This window comes from Nonomuraea antri, from assembly GCF_013283785.1.
In the GTDB taxonomy this organism is placed as follows: domain Bacteria; phylum Actinomycetota; class Actinomycetes; order Streptosporangiales; family Streptosporangiaceae; genus Nonomuraea; species Nonomuraea antri.
In genome coordinates, this window is sequence record NZ_JABCPZ010000003.1 from 110,168 (window position 1) to 126,442 (window position 16,275).

Consider the following 16,275-nt stretch of genomic DNA (forward strand, 5'->3'; position numbering starts at 1 on the left):
ACACTAATAGTGTGGGCACGTGACGGAACCACTTGTAGCCAGGATGCGCGCCTTCGGCACGACGATTTTCGCCGAAATGAGCGCGCTTGCCGTGCAGACCGGGTCCATCAACCTCGGCCAGGGCTTCCCCGACACCGACGGGCCCGCCGCGATGCTCGACCGCGCGGTGCACGCGATCAACGCCGGGGCCAACCAGTACCCGCCGGGCCCCGGCGTGCTCGAACTGCGCCAGGCCGTGGCCGAGCACCGCAGGGAGCACTACGGGCTCGACTACGACCCGGCCGGCGAGATCCTCGTCACCGTCGGCGCCACCGAGGCCGTCGCGGCGAGCGTGCTGGCGCTGTGCGAGCCGGGCGACGAGGTGATCGCCTTCGAGCCGTACTACGACTCCTACGCCGCCTCCATCGCGCTGGCCCAGGCCAGGCTGGTGGCCGTGACGCTGCGCCCGGTCGAGGGCCGTTTCACCTTCGACCCGGACGAACTGCGCGCCGCCATCACCCCCAGGACCCGCGTGATCCTGGTCAACTCGCCGCACAACCCGACCGGCACCGTGTTCACCCGGGCCGAGCTGACCGTCATCGCCGAGCTGTGCCAGGAGTTCGGGCTGACCGCGGTCACCGACGAGGTGTACGAGCACCTGACGTTCGACGGGGTCGAGCACGTCCCGCTGGCCACGCTGCCCGGCATGCGCGGGCGTACCGTCATGATCTCCTCGGCGGGCAAGACGTTCTCGGTCACCGGCTGGAAGACCGGCTGGGTGTGCGCGCCGTCCGAGCTGGTCACGGCCGTCCAGACGGTCAAGCAGTTCCTCACGTTCACCGCGAGCGCGCCGTGGCAGCTCGCGGTGGCGTACGGGCTGCGCAACGAGCTCGAATGGGTGGCCGCCCTGCGCGCCGGGCTCCAGGACAAACGCGACAGGCTCATGGAGGGGCTGGCCGCGGCCGGGTTCGAGGTGTTCGGCCCGGCGGGCACGTACTTCGTCCAGACCGACATCCGCCCGCTCGGCTTCACCGACGGGCTGGAGCTGACACGCCGGCTGCCGGAGCTCGCCGGGGTGGTCGCGATCCCGACGCAGGTCTTCTACGACCACGCCGAGCGCGGCAGGCACTTCGTCAGGTTCGCCTTCTGCAAGAAGGACGAGGTCATCGACGAGGCCGTCACCCGGCTCAAGCGCCTGTCGACCTAGCGTCGCGTCCGAGGTGGTATCACCGCGATACCACCTCGCACTACGATGGCGGGCATGGCCATGACCCTTCGCCTGAGCGACCAGCAGACCGAGGCACTCCGCAAGCGCGCGGAGGAGGAAGGGCGGAGCATGCAGCAGGTCGTGCTCGCCGCGCTGGATGAGTACCTGACCAGGCACAGCGCCGACGAGGAGGTCCGCCGCCTCGGCGCCGCGTCCAGGGAACGCTGGCGCGACGTGCTCGATCGGCTGGGCGAATGAACCGGCCGGGCGAAATGATGCGGTATCTCACGCTGGAGCAGGTGCTGGAGCTCGCGGAGGCCGAACTCGGCGAGATCCTCGCCGTACGCGACCTCGGCCTGGTCGACTCCGCCGTGCACCGGCCGCGGGCCTCGATGTTCGGCCAGGACGCCTACCCCGACCTGCTGACCAAGGCCGCGGCGCTGCTGCAGTCGCTGGCGATCAACCACCCGCTGGTCGACGGCAACAAGCGGCTGTGCTGGCTGACCACCGACGTGTACCTCCGCTACAACGGCGTCGAGCTCGACACCGACGACGACTCCGCCTACGACCTGGTCATCGCCGTGGCGTCCGGGAAGCTGGACGAGGTCGGCGAGATCGCCGGGGTGCTGCGGGCGTTCACGACACGACCTTGACCGGGAGCCGGCGCTGCCGGATCGCGCCGCGCACCGCCTTGGCGAGCTGGGCGTACTCGGTGGCGCGGGCCGACGAGGCGCGATAGGCGAGGCCGATCGTGCGGCCCGGCGCCGGGTCGGCGAAGCGGCGCAGCGCCAGGCGTACCCGCTTGCCCGTCTCCACGGGCACCGCCGACTCGGGCAGCAGCGTCACGCCCAGGCCGCCCGCGACGAGCTGCACCAGCGTGGGCAGGCTGGTGGCGTACGTGGTGGCGGTGGCCCGGGCGCCCACCTCGCGGCAGACGTCGATGGCCTGCTCGCGCAGGCAGTGCCCCTGGTTGAGCAGGACGATGTCCAGCCCCTTGAGCGCCTCGCGGCCGAGCGGCGCGGGGTCGGCGGCCAGCGGGTGCCCGTGCGGGAGCGCCAGCAGGAACTCCTCGTCGTACAGCGGCTCCTCCACCAGCCCGCCGATCTCGGTGGGCAGCGCGAGCAGCACCAGGTCGAGCCGGCCCTCGCGCACCTCCTCCAGGATCGTCTCGGTCTTGGCCTCGTGCACGGTCAGCTTCAGCCGCGGGAACCGCCGGGCGAACATGGGCAGCAGCGCGGGCAGCACGTACGGCGCCACGGTCGGGATCACGCCCAGGTGGGCCGGGCCGTTGAACGGCTCGCGGTTCTGGGCCACCTCGCCCATCAGGTCGTCCACCGCGGCCAGCACCCGCCAGGCGTGCTCGGCGACGCGTTCGCCCGACGGGGTGAGCAGCACCTTCCTGGTGGTCCTCTCGAGCAGCTGGGTGTCGAGGATCTCCTCCAGCGCGGAGACGTTGCCCGACAGCGTGGGCTGGCTCATCCGCAGCGCCGCGGCCGCTTCCCTGAAGTGGAGATGCTCGGCCACGGCGAGGAAAGAGCGCAGCTGAGCGAGGGTGGGCATCGGCTCACTGATAGGAATCACCTCTCACATTGGTGCGACTGCTCGATTTCTCGAATCAATGCTACGTGCGGCAACCTAGGGCCACCGCACAACACATCAAAGGAGATGGACGTTGCTCACCGTCGGTGACCACTTCCCCGCGTACGAACTCACCGCCTGCGTCGACCTCGACCCCGACAAGGCGTTCGCTGAGATCAACCACAAGACCTACGAGGGCAAGTGGCGTGTCGTGTTCTTCTGGCCGAAGGACTTCACGTTCGTCTGCCCGACGGAGATCGCCGAGTTCGGCCGGCTCAACGGTGAGTTCGCCGACCGCGACGCCCAGGTGCTGGGTGTCTCGATCGACTCGGAGTTCGTGCACCACGCCTGGCGCAAGAACCACGAGGACCTGCGCGACCTGCCCTTCCCGATGCTCAGCGACATCAAGCGCGAGCTGTCGGAGGCCTGCGGCGTGCTCGGCAAGGACGGCGTCGCCCAGCGCGCCACCTTCATCGTCGACCAGAACAACGAGATCCAGTTCTCGATGGTGACCGCCGGTTCGGTCGGCCGCAACGTCAAGGAGGTCCTGCGGGTCCTCGACGCCCTGCAGTCCGACGAGCTGTGCCCGTGCAACTGGAACAAGGGCGAGGCCGGCCTCGACGCCCAGAAGCTGCTGGCCCAGTAATCCGGCTCTCAGAATTCGGCTCGACGACACGGGGGAGAAGCGCATGAGCGTCGACAACCTGAAGGCCCTGCTGCCTGACTACGCCAAGGACACCCGGCTCAACCTGGGCTCGGTCACGACCACGTCGGCGCTGACCGACCAGCAGCTCTGGGGCACAGCCCTGGCCTGCGCGCTGGCCACCCGGTCGGCGAAGGTCATCGCGGAGATCTCCGCGGACGCCGCCGACCACCTGTCGGCCGAGGCGTTCACGGCCGCCAAGGCCGCCGCGTCGATCATGGCGATGAACAACGTGTACTACCGGGCCACGCACCTCATCGGCGACGAGACGTACGCGACGCTGCCGGCCAGGCTGCGGATGACCGTGATCGGCAACCCGGGCGTGGACAAGGCGGACTTCGAGCTGTGGTGCCTGGCCGTCTCCGCGATCAACGGCTGCGGCCGCTGCCTGGAGTCGCACGAGCAGGTGCTGCGCGGCGCGGGGCTGTCCAAGGAACTGGTGCAGGAGGCGCTGCGGGTGGCCGCGGTCATCAACGCCACCGCCGCCACCCTGGAGGCCGAGGCCGCCCTGGTGACGGTCTGACCGTCCGGCGGCCGTGCCGTTGGTACGGCCTGACCGCCCGGCCGGGTCCTGCCCCCGGTCGTGCCGGCGGTCGCGCCTGACCAACCAGCGAAGGCGGGCGTCCCCTTGCGGGCGCCCGCCTTCGTCATGCCTGCCGCTGCTCCGAGGCGTCCAGCGGGACGAGGGCGGCGGTGGCGTCGCCGTGCTCCAGGCCCGTCGCCTGGAGCAGGTCCACCACGATGGACCTGAGCTGCGCGTTGATGACGTGCGCGGAGAACCCGAGCCGTTCCGGCCGTTCCTTGGCCGCGACCGCGAGCAGCGCCTGCCGCGACAGGGTGGGCTCGCGTCCCGCGCCGAGTTCGAGCTGGAGCAGCAGCGCCGCCTCGGAGACCTCGCGCAGCGACTCGGCCAGCTCGGCCGGGGGCGGCGACGACTCGCCGAGCGCCGCCAGCGTCCGCCTGACCAGCACCCGCGCGTTGCGCAGCGCCAGGTCCACGGGCACGGCGGCGGTCTCGTACCTGGCCAGCCTGGCCCGGCGGTGCCAGTGCAGCGGCGAGATCATGATGATCTCCTTGCTGGTCTCCAGCGCCTGCTCGAACTCCTCCACCGCCGCCTGCGTGCTGCGGGCCTCCTCCAGCGCCTCGGCGGCCAGTTCCACGTCGCGTTTCTCGATGGACACCGCCGCCTGCTCCAGGACGGTGGACAGCGCGTCCAGCACGCCCGATAGGTGCTTGGCCGCGATCGTGAACGGGCTGGCGGGCAGCAGCGCCACCGCCGCGATGCCGATCACGCTGCCGGTGAGCGCGTCGGCCATGCGGTCGAGCCCGCCGTCGCCGTCGCCGGGCACGACCGTGGCGACCAGCACCGCGGACGAGCCCACCTGCGCCACGAACAGCGACCCGCTGTCCAGCAGCACCGCGGTGCCCATGGCCAGCGCCACGACGAGCGCGATCTGCCACCAGCCCGAGCCGATCCAGGACACCAGCAGGTCGCCCAGGCCCACGCCCAGGCTGACCCCGATGACCAACTCGGCCACCCGGCGCAGCCGCTGCCCGAGCCCGACGCCGACGCAGATCAGCACGGAGATCGGGGCGAAGAACGGCTGCGGGTGCCCGAGCACCTGCACCGCGATCGCCCAGGCCAGCGCCGCGCCCACCGCGCACTGCGCGATGGAGGGTGCCGCGAGGCCGAACGTGCTCAGCCGTTCCTTCAGATGATCGCCGAGCCTCGTTCGCACGCTTCCACCTTGGCGGATCTTTGTGACATTACGGTCACAAAGATCCATACAGTTTAAAGAGGCCGTTACGCATCGAGGAAGGCGTCGACCACCCGCAGGAACTCGGCCCGCGCCGACATGTGGATCAGGTGCCCCGCGTCGATGGTGACGAACTCGGCGCCCGGGATGCGGGCCGCCGTCTCGTCCAGCGTGAACTGGCTTCGCGGGCCGCCGGACAGCACGAGCGTCGGCGCGGTGATCCCGCCGAGCGCGTCGGCCCAGGCCGGGTCGGGGTCGATGAACTGCCGTTCGGTCTCGTGCATCATGCGCCAGTCGAACCCGGTCGAGTCGTCCTCCATCAGCGGCGGGCGCCCGGTCACCGGGTACGGGGGCACCGGGTCCTCCAGCACCAGCCGCTCGATCCGGCCGGGATGCGCCATGGCCGCGTGGTAGGCGACCAGCCCGCCCAGCGAGTGCCCGATCAGCGTGGCCCGGTCGTGGCCGAGCGCGTCCAGGAAGGCGATCACGTCCTGGGCCATCACGGAGAAGCGGTAGTCGCCCGGGAAGTCGCTGGCGCCGTGACCGCGCAGGTCGAGCGCGTGGACGTGGTAGCGGGCGGCGAAGTGCTGGGTGATGCCGTTCCAGTCGTTGTGGTCGGCGGTACGCCCGTGCAACAGCACCAGCGGGGGAGCGCCGGGCGACCCCTCTTCGCGATATGTGAGCTTTATCCCGTTCGCCACTAATGCGCGTATCACGGCGTTCAGCCTACGCACCTCGACAACCGGAGAGCCGTTCCTGGGCAGACATTGCCCATGAAGCGCCACCGGAGCGCTGACTAGCGTCGTCGGCGTGGGGGTAAGGCTGGCCAGGGAAAGGGGTTGCGATGCCGGATCCGGTTGAAGTGCGCAAGGTGCCCATCGAGAGCGTGACCGACGCCTCCGGGCTCGAACGGCTCATCGACGACGGCGTGATCGAGGCCGGCCGGGTGCTGGCGGTGATCGGCAAGACCGAGGGCAACGGCGGCGTGAACGACTACACCCGCATCCTGGCGGACCGGGCGTTCCGCGACGTGCTGTCGAGCCGGGGCCACCCGGCGGCGGAACGGGTGCCGCTGGTGTGGTCCGGCGGCACCGACGGCGTCCTCAGCCCGCACGCCACGATCTTCGCCACCGTCGAGCCGGCACGCGCCCCCGCCTCCGACGAGCCGCGCGTGTCGGTCGGGGTGGCGATGAGCGAGGTCATCCTGCCCGAGGACATCGGCCGCCCGGCCATGGTGGAGAAGGTCGCGGCCGGCGTGCGCGAGGCCATGAAGATCGCCGGCATCGACGACCCGCGCGACGTGCACTACGTCCAGACCAAGACGCCGCTGCTCACGCTGGCCACCATCACCGACGCCAAGAGCCGCGGCCAGAGCACCGCCATCGAGGAGACCGGCCCGTCCATGGACCTGTCGAACTCCACCACCGCGCTCGGCATCGCGGTCGCGCTGGGCGAGATCGACATGCCGCGAGCCGACCAGATTCACAAGGACCTGTCGCTGTACTCGTCGGTCGCCTCCTGCTCCTCCGGCGTGGAGCTGGACCGGGCGCAGATCGTGCTGGTCGGCAACGTGCGCGGCATCGGCGGACGCTACCGGATCGGGCACGGCGTGATGCGCGACGCGCTCGACGCCGACGGCATCTGGGCCGCCATCAGGGACTCGGGGCTGCCGCTGCCCGACCGTCCGCACCCGTCCGACCTCGGCGACCGGCTGGTGAACGTCTTCATGAAGTGCGAGGCCGACCCGTCCGGCCGGGTCAGGGGCCGGCGCAACATCATGCTGGACGACTCCGACGTGCACTGGCACCGCCAGATCAAGGCGACGGTGGGCGGGGTCGCGGCGGCGGTGACGGGAGATCCGGCGGTGTTCGTGTCGGTGGCCGCCGTGCACCAGGGTCCGTCGGGCGGCGGTCCGGTGGCCGCCATCGCCGACCTGGGATAGGCATCCACCAGTTGCGGTGGCCGAGCAGCCGCATGAGCGCGGGTACCAGGACGAGCCTGACCAGCGTCGCGTCGATCGCGATCGCCGCGGCCACGGTGAAGCCGATCTGCCTGACCTCCTGCCGGTGCCCGGCCATCAGGCTGGCGAAGCCGACCGTCATCACCGCGGCGGCCAGCGTGATCGTCCTGGTGGTGTTGCGCATGCCGTGCGCCACGGCGGCGGCGTTGTCGCCGGTCGCCCGGTAGTGCTCGGCGATGCGGTGCACCAGGAACACCTCGTAGTCCAGCGACAGGCCGAACACGATCGTGCAGCACAGCAGCGGCAGCAGCGCCACCACCGGCCCGTCGAAGGCCAGCGCGAGCAGCCCGAACGCGGCCGCCACCGCCAGCAGGTTCATCACCACGGCCTTGACCGGGATGAGCACGCTGCGGAACACCACCAGCAGGAACAGCAGCGTGCAGACCAGCACCAGCACGACCACCTGACGCAGCGGGGCCAGGCCCTCGGCCAGCAGGTCGGCGGCCACGGCCGCGGCCCCGCCCAGGTGGACCGGCCGATCCGGGACGAGCGCGGCCAGCCGGGTGCGCAGCCGGTCCAGCAGGACGGCCGACTCCGGCGCGTCGGCGGGCACCCGCCCGAACGCGGCCACCATCGTGAGCCCCCGGCCGTTGGACAGCGCGGAGGCGCCGGACACGCCGGGTTCCGCCCTGACCACCCGGGTCAGCAGGGCCGTCTCCGCCGGGGTGGCGCCGGGGACCACGACGGTGATCAGGCTGCCCAGGCCGTCGGCCTCCATCCTGGCCAGGCCCTGGCCCGCGCTCGTGCCGGCGATGGCCGGACGGTCGTAGTCGACGCCCAGCCGCATCCCGGTGGCCGGGAGCGCGCACAGCAGCAGCAGCGCGGCGACGCCCAGGGCGTACGGCCACGGCCGCCTGGTCAGATGCCGCGCCCACCGCCCGCCCACCCTCTCCCGCTCCCGGACGGGCGGGGTCTTCTCGCTGACGAAGGGCAGGCGGCGCGGAAGCGGGATCCGGCCGCGTTCCAGCCAGCGGTCCGCCGCGACCAGCACGGCGGGCAGCAGGGTCAGCGCGGCCGCGACCGCGACGACCGCGGCCACGGCGGCCGGCGCGATGAGCGTCCTGGCCAGTTGTGAGCGCACCACCGCCAGCCCGCACCCGGAGATCATCACCACCGCGAGCCCGCACCAGGCCACGGTCGTCCCCGCGGTGCCCACCGCCGTCGCCGCCGCCTGCTCGCGCCCGGCGCCGTCCTGCCTGGCCTGGCGATAACGCAGCAGGACGAGCAGCGCGTAGTCCAGGCCGAGCCCCAGCCCGACGGTGGCGACCACGGTCAGCGTGAGCGTGTTGGCCCCCATCCAGCCGCCCGTCACCGCCAGCACCGCCGTGCCGCCCAGGATGGTGACCCCGGCGATCAGCAGCGGGACCAGCGCCGCGCCCAGCGTCCCGAGCCCAACCACGAGCACGGCCAGCGTGAGCGGCACCGCGATCGTCTCCGCCCGGCGCAGGTCGGCCAGGTCGGCCCGCCTGATCTCGGCGAACACCGGCGTCACGCCGACCAGCCCGGCCGTCACCCGTCCGCCGGAGATCTGGCGCAGCGCGTCGTCCAGGGCCGCCTGCTGGGCCGGGAGCCGGTGCTGGCGTTCGGTGTCGTCGCCGGTCAGGCCCGCCAGCGCGTACGCGTGCCGCGGGTCCTGGCCGTCGACCGGGGGCATCGGGCGTACCGAGGAGATGCCGGGCGCGCGGGCCAGCGCGGCCAGCCCCGCGGACATCGCCCGGCGGTAGGCCGGCCGCCGCGCCCGCAGTTCCCCGGCCGCGAACGCGACCACCACCTGCTCGTCGCCCCACGCGGGAAAGCCGGTCGCGGCGAGCTCGGCCGCCCGCGCGGACGGCGAGCCCGCCACCGTCTGGGACGGCGCGGCCAGCCCGCGCAGCAGCCCGGGCAGCAGCGCCAGCGCGACCAGGGCCAGCACGGCCCAGGCCAGCAGCACCCGCCCGCGTTGCCGCGCGCAGGCGGCGCCGATCGTCCAGGCCAGGCCGGGGTGGCGCGCCGGGAGCGGCGGACGGGCACGTCCCGTACGGCTCAGAGTCACCGCGCCCACGTTACCCGTTGTAGTCGTGCTGGTGCTCACAGTGATGTATCCGTGTGGCAAGCCTCTACCTATGTAGAGTTCGAGTTATGCAGCACGCCGGACCCCGGATGACCATGACGACGCAGGCCGTCCTGCGCGTTCTCCTGACCGACCCCGACCGCGCACGCTACGGGCTCGAACTGTGCGACCTGGCCGGCATGCCCAGCGGCACGGTCTACCCCATCCTGGCCAGGCTGGAGCAGGTCGGCTGGGTGGAGAGCCGGTGGGAGGACCCGGAGACGCACGTCGACGCCAAACGCCCGCGCCGCCGCTACTACCGCGTCACCAGCGACGGCGCGGAACGGGGCAGGGAGGCGATCGCCCAGGCCTACCGCGCACGCAGGCAGCAGGTGCCCGCCTGGCTGCCGGGTCCCGCCGGGGGCACGCCATGAAACCGCTGCTCGACGCGATCGGCGACACCCTCACCGACGAGCAGTTACAACAGGTGCACCGGGCCTACATCGTGGCCGCCTACTGGCACCGCGACCAGCTCAGGCACAGCGGCGACCCGTACATCACCCACCCGGTGGCCGTCGCCGCGATCCTGGCCGAGCTGGGCATGAACCACGAGCTGATCTGCGCGGCCCTGCTGCACGACGTGCCGGGCAAGACCGGCTGCACCGACGCCGAACTGGCCGCCGAGTTCGACGAGCCGATCATGGAGCTGATCCGCGGCTTCCGCGTGCTCGACCGCGACCGCAGGCCGGACGACTGGCAGACCTCCACCGACGAACGCGTCCTCACGCTCAAGCTGATCGACCGCCTGCACAACATGCGCATCATGCAGTTCCTGCCCGAGCACCGCCGGCGCCGGGTCTGCCAGGAGGGCAGGGAGGTCTTCGCCCCGGTCGCCGCCCGGCTGGGCATGGAGCGGATCAAGCGCGAGTTCGAGCAGCTGTCCGGGCGCGACGGGGTGCGGATGTCCTACCGGGTGATCGCGGCGGGGGCGATCATCCTGCCGGCCGGGACCAGGCAGCGCTGGCTGGAGGACTGGCTGGGCGAGCTCTACTGGCTGCCGAACCCGCGGGCGCGCATGCGGTTCGCGGTCGACCTGCTCAAGGGCATGCCCAGGATGGCCGCCACGCTGTGGTGGCCCAGGGGCGCGGACGCACTCCGCCGCGCCGCCCGCGCCGCCCGCGCCGTCCGCGCCCGGCTCGGCTCCGGTCCTGGCCCTGGCTCCGGTCCTGGCCCTGGCTCCGGTCCTGGCCCTGGCTCCGGGCGCGAGGGTGGGTGACGCCGCGCTCGGGACCGTGCGCGGGCGCGGGTAGTCTCGGACGCTGTGCCCAGCATCCCGCAACCGCTAGACCCGCACGACGACGGCGCCGCCGCCCCCGCCGTGGCCGCCGCCCTGGCCTCCTACCAGGCGGGCGACGCCGACGCGGGCGACGTCCTGACCGCGCTGGCCGGGGCCAGGCTCCTGGTGCCCGTGGTCGCCCTGCTCACCTCGTCCGAGGTGGGGGAGCACGGGCTGCGTCAGGAGAAGGAGAGCGAGATGGCGCTGCCCAAGCTCGTCGGACAGGACGGCAGGGAGGCGGTGCTCGCCTTCACCGGCACCGCGTCGCTGACCGCCTGGCGGCCCGACGCCCGGCCCATCCAGGCCACCGCGCTGCAGGTGTGCCAGGCGGCGGTGGGGGAGCGGGCGGCGGCCGTGGTGATCGACGTGGCGGGGCCGGTGCCGTTCGTGATCGAGGGCACGGTGCTGGAGACGCTGGCCGCCATCGAGTCGGGGACGGTGGACCGCGTGGCGGGCGTCACGGTGGCCCGCGTCGAACCGGCCCCCGAGGCGTCACCCGAGGCGTCGGCACGTAAACGCCGCCGCTGGTTCTCCCGCCGCGAACCCTAGCCACTCGCCCTCGCCTCGTCCTGCGACTCGGAAGGGCCCACGCCCCGGAAGGGCCCACGCCCCGGAAGGGCCCGCGCCCCGGAAGGGGCCCGCACCTCAGAAGGACCCGCACTCCGGAAGGGGCCCGCGCTCGTTCGGAAAGGGCGGGAACCGGGCGCGTGTCGCCGTCCCCGCCGCTAGTGTCACGACCGTGGACGTGGACCCGGACGTCGTAACGGTAGGCGCGGTCACGCTGCTCGGCCTCGTCGCCGGTCGCTACGTCCGCGCGCTCGCCGACGCCTTCCACCAGGGCGTCCCCCCGGTCAGGGCGCTGCGCGGCACGCCGCCGGTCCCGTCGTGGCCGCCGTCCGTCGACGTGCTGACCGCCGTCGTGGCCGGGCTGGTGGTGTGGCGGGCGGGCCTGCCGTACCTGTACTTCGCGCTCGCCGGAACCGCCCTGGCCGTCATCGACTGGCGCACCACCAGGCTCCCCGACGTGATCACGCTCCCGTCGTACCCGATCCTGGCCCTGACGCTGCTGCCCACCGGCGAGTTGCCGCGCGCGCTGCTCGGCGCGGCGGCGCTGGCGGTGCTGTACGGCGTGCTCTGGTTCGCGCGTCCGGACGCGATGGGACTCGGCGACGTCAAGCTGGCCGGGCTGATCGGGATGGCCGCGGCGGCGCTGAGCTGGCAATCCTGGGTGGTGGCCGCGCTGGGCGGGCAGCTGTTAGGCGCGCTGTACGCCGTCGGCCTGCTGGTCACCGGCAGGGGCACGCGGGAGACCCAGTTCCCGTTCGGCCCGTTCATGCTGCTCGGCGCGCTCGCCGCGCTCTGCCTCGCCCGCTGAACGCCTCGCCGGCAGAACGTCTCGCCGGCTGAACCTCTCACCGGCCTGAACGTCTCGCCGGTCGGACGTCTCACACATCGAACGTCTCGCCAGTTGAACGTTCGGCTATCTCAGTGGGCGACACGTGGAAGACTTGTACACATGTTGCGCTGGTTGACTGCCGGAGAGTCCCACGGCCCGGAGCTTGTTGCGATCATGGAAGGCCTCCCCGCCGGGGTCGAAGTGACCACGGCCGACATCGACGAGGCCCTGCGCCGCCGCCGCCTGGGTTATGGCCGCGGCGCCCGGATGAAGTTCGAGCAGGACCAGGTGACGATCGTGGGCGGCGTGCGGCACGGCCGCACGATGGGCAGCCCGGTCGCCATCAGGATCGGCAACACCGAGTGGCCGAAATGGGAGAAGGTCATGTCGGCCGATCCCGTCGACCCGGCCGAACTGGAGGGCCTGGCGCGCAACGCGCCCAGGTCGCGCCCCCGTCCCGGCCACGCCGACCTGGCGGGCATGCAGAAGTACGGCTTCGACGACGCCAGGCAGGTCCTCGACCGGGCCAGCGCCCGCGAGACCGCGGCCAGGGTCGCGCTCGGCGAGGTCGCCAGGCGCTTCCTGAAGCAGTCGCTCGGCGTCGACGTCGTCAGCCACGTCACCTCCATCGGCGGCGCCCAGACCCCGTCGGAGATCCTGCCCGGCGCCGGTGACCTGGCACGCATCGACGACGACCCGGTGCGCTGCTTCGACCCCGCGGGCAGCGCCGCGATGATCGAGGTGATCGACCGGGCGCACAAGGACGGCGACACGCTGGGCGGCGTCGTCGAGGTCCTCGCCTACGGCCTGCCGCCCGGCCTGGGCAGCTACACGCACTGGGACCGGCGCCTCGACTCGCGCCTGGCCGGCGCGCTCATGGGCATCCAGGCGATCAAGGGCGTCGCGGTCGGCGACGGTTTCGAGACCGCCAGGCGTCCCGGCTCCCAGGCGCACGACGAGATCGAGTACACCACCGACGACGGCGTTCGCCGCATCACCAACCGCGCCGGCGGCGTCGAAGGCGGCATGACGAACGGCGAGATCCTGCGGGTCAGCGCCGCCATGAAGCCGATCTCCACCGTGCCCAGGGCGCTGGCCACCATCGACGTCAAGACCGGCGAGGCGGCCAAGGCCCACCACGAGCGCTCCGACGTGTGCGCGGTGCCCGCGGCGGGCATCGTCGCTGAGGCGATGGTCGCGCTGGTGCTGGCCGACGCGGCGCTCGAGAAGTTCGGCGGCGACTCCGTCCAGGAGGTCGCGCGCAACCTGTCCGGCTACCTCTCGTCAATGGTGATCAAATGACCAAGGCCGTGCTGATCGGCCCGCCCGGGTCCGGTAAGACCACACTCGGCCGCCTGCTCGCCGAGCGCTACGGCGTCGGCTTCCGCGACACCGACGCCGACGTCGAGGCCGTCGCGGGCAAGCCCGTCGCCGACATCTTCGTCGAGGACGGCGAAGAACGGTTCCGCGAGCTCGAACGCGAGGCCGTGCGCAGGGCCCTGGCCGAGCACGACGGCGTGCTGTCGCTGGGCGGCGGCGCCGTCCTGAGCGAGGAGACGCAGGCGCTGCTCAGCGGCCAGCCGGTCGTCTACCTGCAGGTGGGCCTGGCCGACGCGGTGCAGCGGGTGGGGCTCGGCGCGGCCAGGCCGCTGCTCGTGCTCAACCCGCGCAGCCAGCTCAAGCGGCTCATGGAGGAGCGGCGGCCGATCTACGAGCGGCTGGCCGTGCTGACCGTCGCCACCGACAAGCGCGACCCGGAAGAACTGGCCGACGAGATCGTCAAGGGGCTGCCGGCATGACCGCCACCAGGATCGCCGTACGCGGCGCCGACCCGTACGACGTGGTGGTCGGCACCGGCGTGCTCAGCGAGCTGCCCGGGCTGCTCAAGCCCGGCGTGCGCACGGTGGCCGTGATCCACCCGGCCACGCTGCCGGAGATCTCCCGCCCGGTCTGCTCGGCGCTGTCCGACGCCGGCTTCGACGTGGTCGCGCTGCCCGTCCCCGACGGCGAGCAGGCCAAGACGGTCGAGGTGGCCGCGCAGCTGTGGTCGGCGTTCGGCCGCTACGGCGTCACCCGCTCCGACGCCGTCGTCGGCGTGGGCGGCGGCGCCACCACCGACCTGGCCGGCTTCGTGGCCGGCACCTGGCTGCGCGGCGTGCAGGTGGTGCTGGTGCCCACGACGCTGCTGGCCATGGTCGACGCGGCCGTCGGCGGCAAGAACGGCATCGACACGCCGGAGGGCAAGAACCTGGTCGGCACGTTCCTGCCGCCCGCCGGGGTGCTCTGCGACCTGGCCACGCTGCCCAGTATGCCCAAGTCCGACTACGTGGCCGGCCTCGCCGAGATCATCAAGGGCGGCTTCATCGCCGACCCGGCCATCCTCACGCTCGTCGAGGACGACCCGGAGGGCGCGACCCGTCCCGAGGGGGAGCACACCCGCGAGCTGATCGAGCGCAAGATCCGGGTCAAGGCCGACGTCGTCGGCGCCGACCTGCGCGAGGCCGGGCTGCGCGAGATACTCAACTACGGCCACACGCTCGCGCACGCCGTCGAACGCCACGAGAACTACCACATCCGCCACGGCGAGGCGGTCGCCATCGGCATGGTCTACGCGGCCGAGCTGTCGCGGCTCTCCGGCCGCGCCGACCTGGTCGAGCGCACCCGGTCCATCCTCACCTCGGTCGGGCTGCCCACCGCCTACCGCGCCGACGCCTGGACCCAGCTGCGCGACCACATGCGCCTGGACAAGAAGAACCGCGGCGCCAAGCAGCGTTTCGTGGTCCTCGACGCCCTGGCCGAGCCGAGCCGCCTCGAAGACCCGGCCGAGGAGCTGCTCGAGGCCGCCTACAAGGAGATCTCCCGATGATCCTGGTGCTCAACGGGCCCAACCTGCGCCGCCTCGGCACCCGCGAGCCCGACGTGTACGGCGCGGAGACGTTCGACGACCTGGCCGAGCTGTGCCGCACCACCGGCGAGAAGCTGGGCGAGCAGGTCGAGGTCCGCCAGACCGACGACGAGGCCGAACTGGTCGGCTGGCTGCACGAGGCCGCCGACCGGCGCCTGCCCGTCGTGCTCAACCCGGCCGCCTTCACCCACTACTCCTACGCCGTCCGCGACGCCATCGCCCAGCGCACCGCCCCGCTGGTCGAGGTGCACATCTCGAACCCGGCCGCGCGCGAGGAGTTCAGGCACACGTCCGTGGTGGCCGCCGTCGCCACCGGGACGATCGCCGGGTTCGGGCTCCAGTCGTACGTGCTGGCCCTGCACGCGATCGCGGAGATGAACAGCGAGAAATGACGCACTACCGCTCCTTCGTCGCACTCGGCGACAGCTTCACCGAAGGACTGAACGACCCCGGCGCGAACGGCCACTTCCGCGGCTGGGCCGACCGGGTGGCCGAGCGCCTGGCCGAGGACGAGCCCGAGTTCCGCTACGCCAACCTCGCCGTCCGCGGCAGGCTGCTGGAACAGATCGTCACCGACCAGGTGCCGCTCGCCATGGAGATGGCCCCCGACCTGGTCAGCCTGTGCGCGGGCGGCAACGACCTGATGCGCCCCGGCAGCGACCCGGACGTGATGGCCAAGCAACTCGCGCACGCCGTCCGCCGCCTGCGCGCCACCGGCGCCGAGGTGCTGCTGTTCACCGGCGTCGACCCGCGCGACATGCCGCTCCTGCGCCGCATGCGCGGCCGCTTCGCCACGTTCTACCTGCACGTACGCTCCATCGCCGACCTGAACGGCTGCCACCTGGTCGACCAGTGGTCGATGCAGGGCCTGCGCGACTGGCGCGCCTGGGCCGGCGACAGGATCCACATGAACGAACACGGCCACCGCCTGGTGGCCGCCCGCGTACTGGACGTGCTGGGAGTACCGTTCGAGGACTGGCGCACGCAGTGGCCGGAACGCACCATCGACCCGCGGGCACGACGGCGGGAGGACGCACAATGGATCAGGGAGTTCCTGGTGCCTTGGGTGTCGCGGCGGCTGCGCGGGGTGTCCTCCGGGGACGGCCTCGAACCCAAACGCCCCGACCTGTCACCTTGGGACTGAGAGGCTACCGGGGCTACCGGGGCTGAAGGGGGCTGAAAGGCGTGGCCTTCGCCGGAGGCGCGCTTCGCGCGTCTGGGGCTCAGGCTGTGTTTCCCGGGGGCTGCGCCCCCTTCTCGTGAAGGGCATTGGCTTCGCCTGGGGCGCTTCGCGCGTCTGGGGGCTCAGGCTGTGTCTTGTGGGGGTTCCCCCCACACCCCCGCGCGAGGGGGACTGCCGTCCCC

Annotated in this window: 18 protein-coding genes and 1 pseudogene; 15 read left to right on the forward strand and 4 right to left on the reverse strand. The window is 72.3% G+C overall.

Translation table 11 applies throughout. The features are described 5' to 3' along the window. Window positions 1–19 precede the first annotated feature (19 nt). The 3 genes from HII36_RS01840 to HII36_RS01850 are packed head-to-tail and all read left to right on the forward strand — an operon-like array spanning window position 20 to window position 1,839. The gene (locus tag HII36_RS01840) at window positions 20–1,186 is read left to right on the forward strand and encodes a pyridoxal phosphate-dependent aminotransferase (RefSeq protein WP_173521244.1); all 1,167 of its coding nucleotides are present in this window, start codon (window positions 20–22) and stop codon (window positions 1,184–1,186) included. 54 nt (window positions 1,187–1,240) lie between these two features. After that, entirely contained in the window at window positions 1,241–1,444 is a 204-nt protein-coding gene (locus tag HII36_RS01845) for a FitA-like ribbon-helix-helix domain-containing protein (RefSeq protein WP_173521245.1), read from the forward strand. Window positions 1,445–1,458: 14 nt separating this feature from the next. Then, complete coding sequence (locus tag HII36_RS01850) at window positions 1,459–1,839, forward strand: type II toxin-antitoxin system death-on-curing family toxin (RefSeq protein WP_217369044.1); 381 nt, start codon at window positions 1,459–1,461, stop codon at window positions 1,837–1,839. Here the strand turns inward: HII36_RS01850 and HII36_RS01855 are convergent. Beyond that, complete coding sequence (locus HII36_RS01855) at window positions 1,823–2,746, reverse strand: LysR substrate-binding domain-containing protein (RefSeq protein WP_173521246.1); 924 nt, start codon at window positions 2,744–2,746, stop codon at window positions 1,823–1,825. The genes HII36_RS01850 and HII36_RS01855 overlap by 17 nt on opposite strands. A gap of 112 nt (window positions 2,747–2,858) precedes the next feature. On the opposite strand from HII36_RS01855, the gene HII36_RS01860 reads away from it, so the two are divergent. Further along, window positions 2,859–3,410, forward strand: a complete 552-nt coding sequence (locus HII36_RS01860) for a peroxiredoxin (RefSeq protein WP_173521247.1) — start codon at window positions 2,859–2,861, stop codon at window positions 3,408–3,410. Between the two features lie 43 nt (window positions 3,411–3,453). Next, a complete protein-coding gene (locus HII36_RS01865; RefSeq protein ID WP_173521248.1) occupies window positions 3,454–3,990 on the forward strand; it encodes a carboxymuconolactone decarboxylase family protein in 537 nt (178 codons plus the stop codon). 124 nt (window positions 3,991–4,114) lie between these two features. Here HII36_RS01865 and HII36_RS01870 read toward each other — a convergent pair whose 3' ends face one another. After that, the gene (locus HII36_RS01870; RefSeq protein ID WP_173521249.1) at window positions 4,115–5,206 is read right to left on the reverse strand and encodes an FUSC family protein; all 1,092 of its coding nucleotides are present in this window, start codon (window positions 5,204–5,206) and stop codon (window positions 4,115–4,117) included. A gap of 65 nt (window positions 5,207–5,271) precedes the next feature. After that, window positions 5,272–5,925, reverse strand: coding sequence for an alpha/beta fold hydrolase (locus tag HII36_RS01875; protein ID WP_173521250.1), 654 nt, complete (start codon window positions 5,923–5,925; stop codon window positions 5,272–5,274). Window positions 5,926–6,068: 143 nt separating this feature from the next. Here HII36_RS01875 and bar point away from each other — a divergent pair, with 143 nt between their 5' ends. Further along, window positions 6,069–7,166, forward strand: coding sequence for a barbiturase (gene bar / locus HII36_RS56260; protein WP_236003074.1), 1,098 nt, complete (start codon window positions 6,069–6,071; stop codon window positions 7,164–7,166). Between the two features lie 37 nt (window positions 7,167–7,203). On the opposite strand, the pseudogene HII36_RS01880 reads toward bar, so the two are convergent. Continuing rightward, window positions 7,204–9,315 (reverse strand): annotated as a pseudogene (locus tag HII36_RS01880) (MMPL family transporter); the annotation flags it as partial. A 47-nt stretch (window positions 9,316–9,362) separates the two neighbouring features. On the opposite strand from HII36_RS01880, the gene HII36_RS01885 reads away from it, so the two are divergent. The 9 genes from HII36_RS01885 (at window position 9,363) to HII36_RS01925 (ending at window position 16,054) form a co-directional block, all read left to right on the forward strand. After that, the gene (locus tag HII36_RS01885) at window positions 9,363–9,707 is read left to right on the forward strand and encodes a PadR family transcriptional regulator (RefSeq protein ID WP_236003075.1); all 345 of its coding nucleotides are present in this window, start codon (window positions 9,363–9,365) and stop codon (window positions 9,705–9,707) included. Further along, window positions 9,704–10,549 carry an HD domain-containing protein gene (locus HII36_RS01890; protein ID WP_173521252.1) on the forward strand — a complete coding sequence of 282 codons (846 nt, stop codon included), beginning with the start codon at window positions 9,704–9,706 and terminating at the stop codon, window positions 10,547–10,549. The genes HII36_RS01885 and HII36_RS01890 overlap by 4 nt, the downstream gene beginning before the upstream one ends. A gap of 45 nt (window positions 10,550–10,594) precedes the next feature. After that, complete coding sequence (locus HII36_RS01895; protein WP_173521253.1) at window positions 10,595–11,158, forward strand: SseB family protein; 564 nt, start codon at window positions 10,595–10,597, stop codon at window positions 11,156–11,158. 190 nt (window positions 11,159–11,348) lie between these two features. Next, entirely contained in the window at window positions 11,349–11,984 is a 636-nt protein-coding gene (locus HII36_RS56265) for a prepilin peptidase (RefSeq protein ID WP_173521254.1), read from the forward strand. A gap of 141 nt (window positions 11,985–12,125) precedes the next feature. Continuing rightward, entirely contained in the window at window positions 12,126–13,307 is a 1,182-nt protein-coding gene (gene aroC / locus HII36_RS01905; RefSeq protein WP_173521255.1) for a chorismate synthase, read from the forward strand. After that, entirely contained in the window at window positions 13,304–13,804 is a 501-nt protein-coding gene (locus HII36_RS01910; RefSeq protein ID WP_173521256.1) for a shikimate kinase, read from the forward strand. The genes aroC and HII36_RS01910 overlap by 4 nt, the downstream gene beginning before the upstream one ends. Further along, window positions 13,801–14,871 carry a 3-dehydroquinate synthase gene (aroB, locus tag HII36_RS01915; protein WP_173521257.1) on the forward strand — a complete coding sequence of 357 codons (1,071 nt, stop codon included), beginning with the start codon at window positions 13,801–13,803 and terminating at the stop codon, window positions 14,869–14,871. The genes HII36_RS01910 and aroB overlap by 4 nt, the downstream gene beginning before the upstream one ends. Continuing rightward, on the forward strand, window positions 14,868–15,302 hold the full coding sequence (gene aroQ / locus HII36_RS01920; protein WP_173521258.1) for a type II 3-dehydroquinate dehydratase: 435 nt from the start codon (window positions 14,868–14,870) through the stop codon (window positions 15,300–15,302). Before aroB ends, aroQ begins: the two co-directional genes overlap by 4 nt. Continuing rightward, window positions 15,299–16,054, forward strand: a complete 756-nt coding sequence (locus HII36_RS01925; protein ID WP_173521259.1) for an SGNH/GDSL hydrolase family protein — start codon at window positions 15,299–15,301, stop codon at window positions 16,052–16,054. Before aroQ ends, HII36_RS01925 begins: the two co-directional genes overlap by 4 nt. Window positions 16,055–16,275 lie beyond the last annotated feature (221 nt).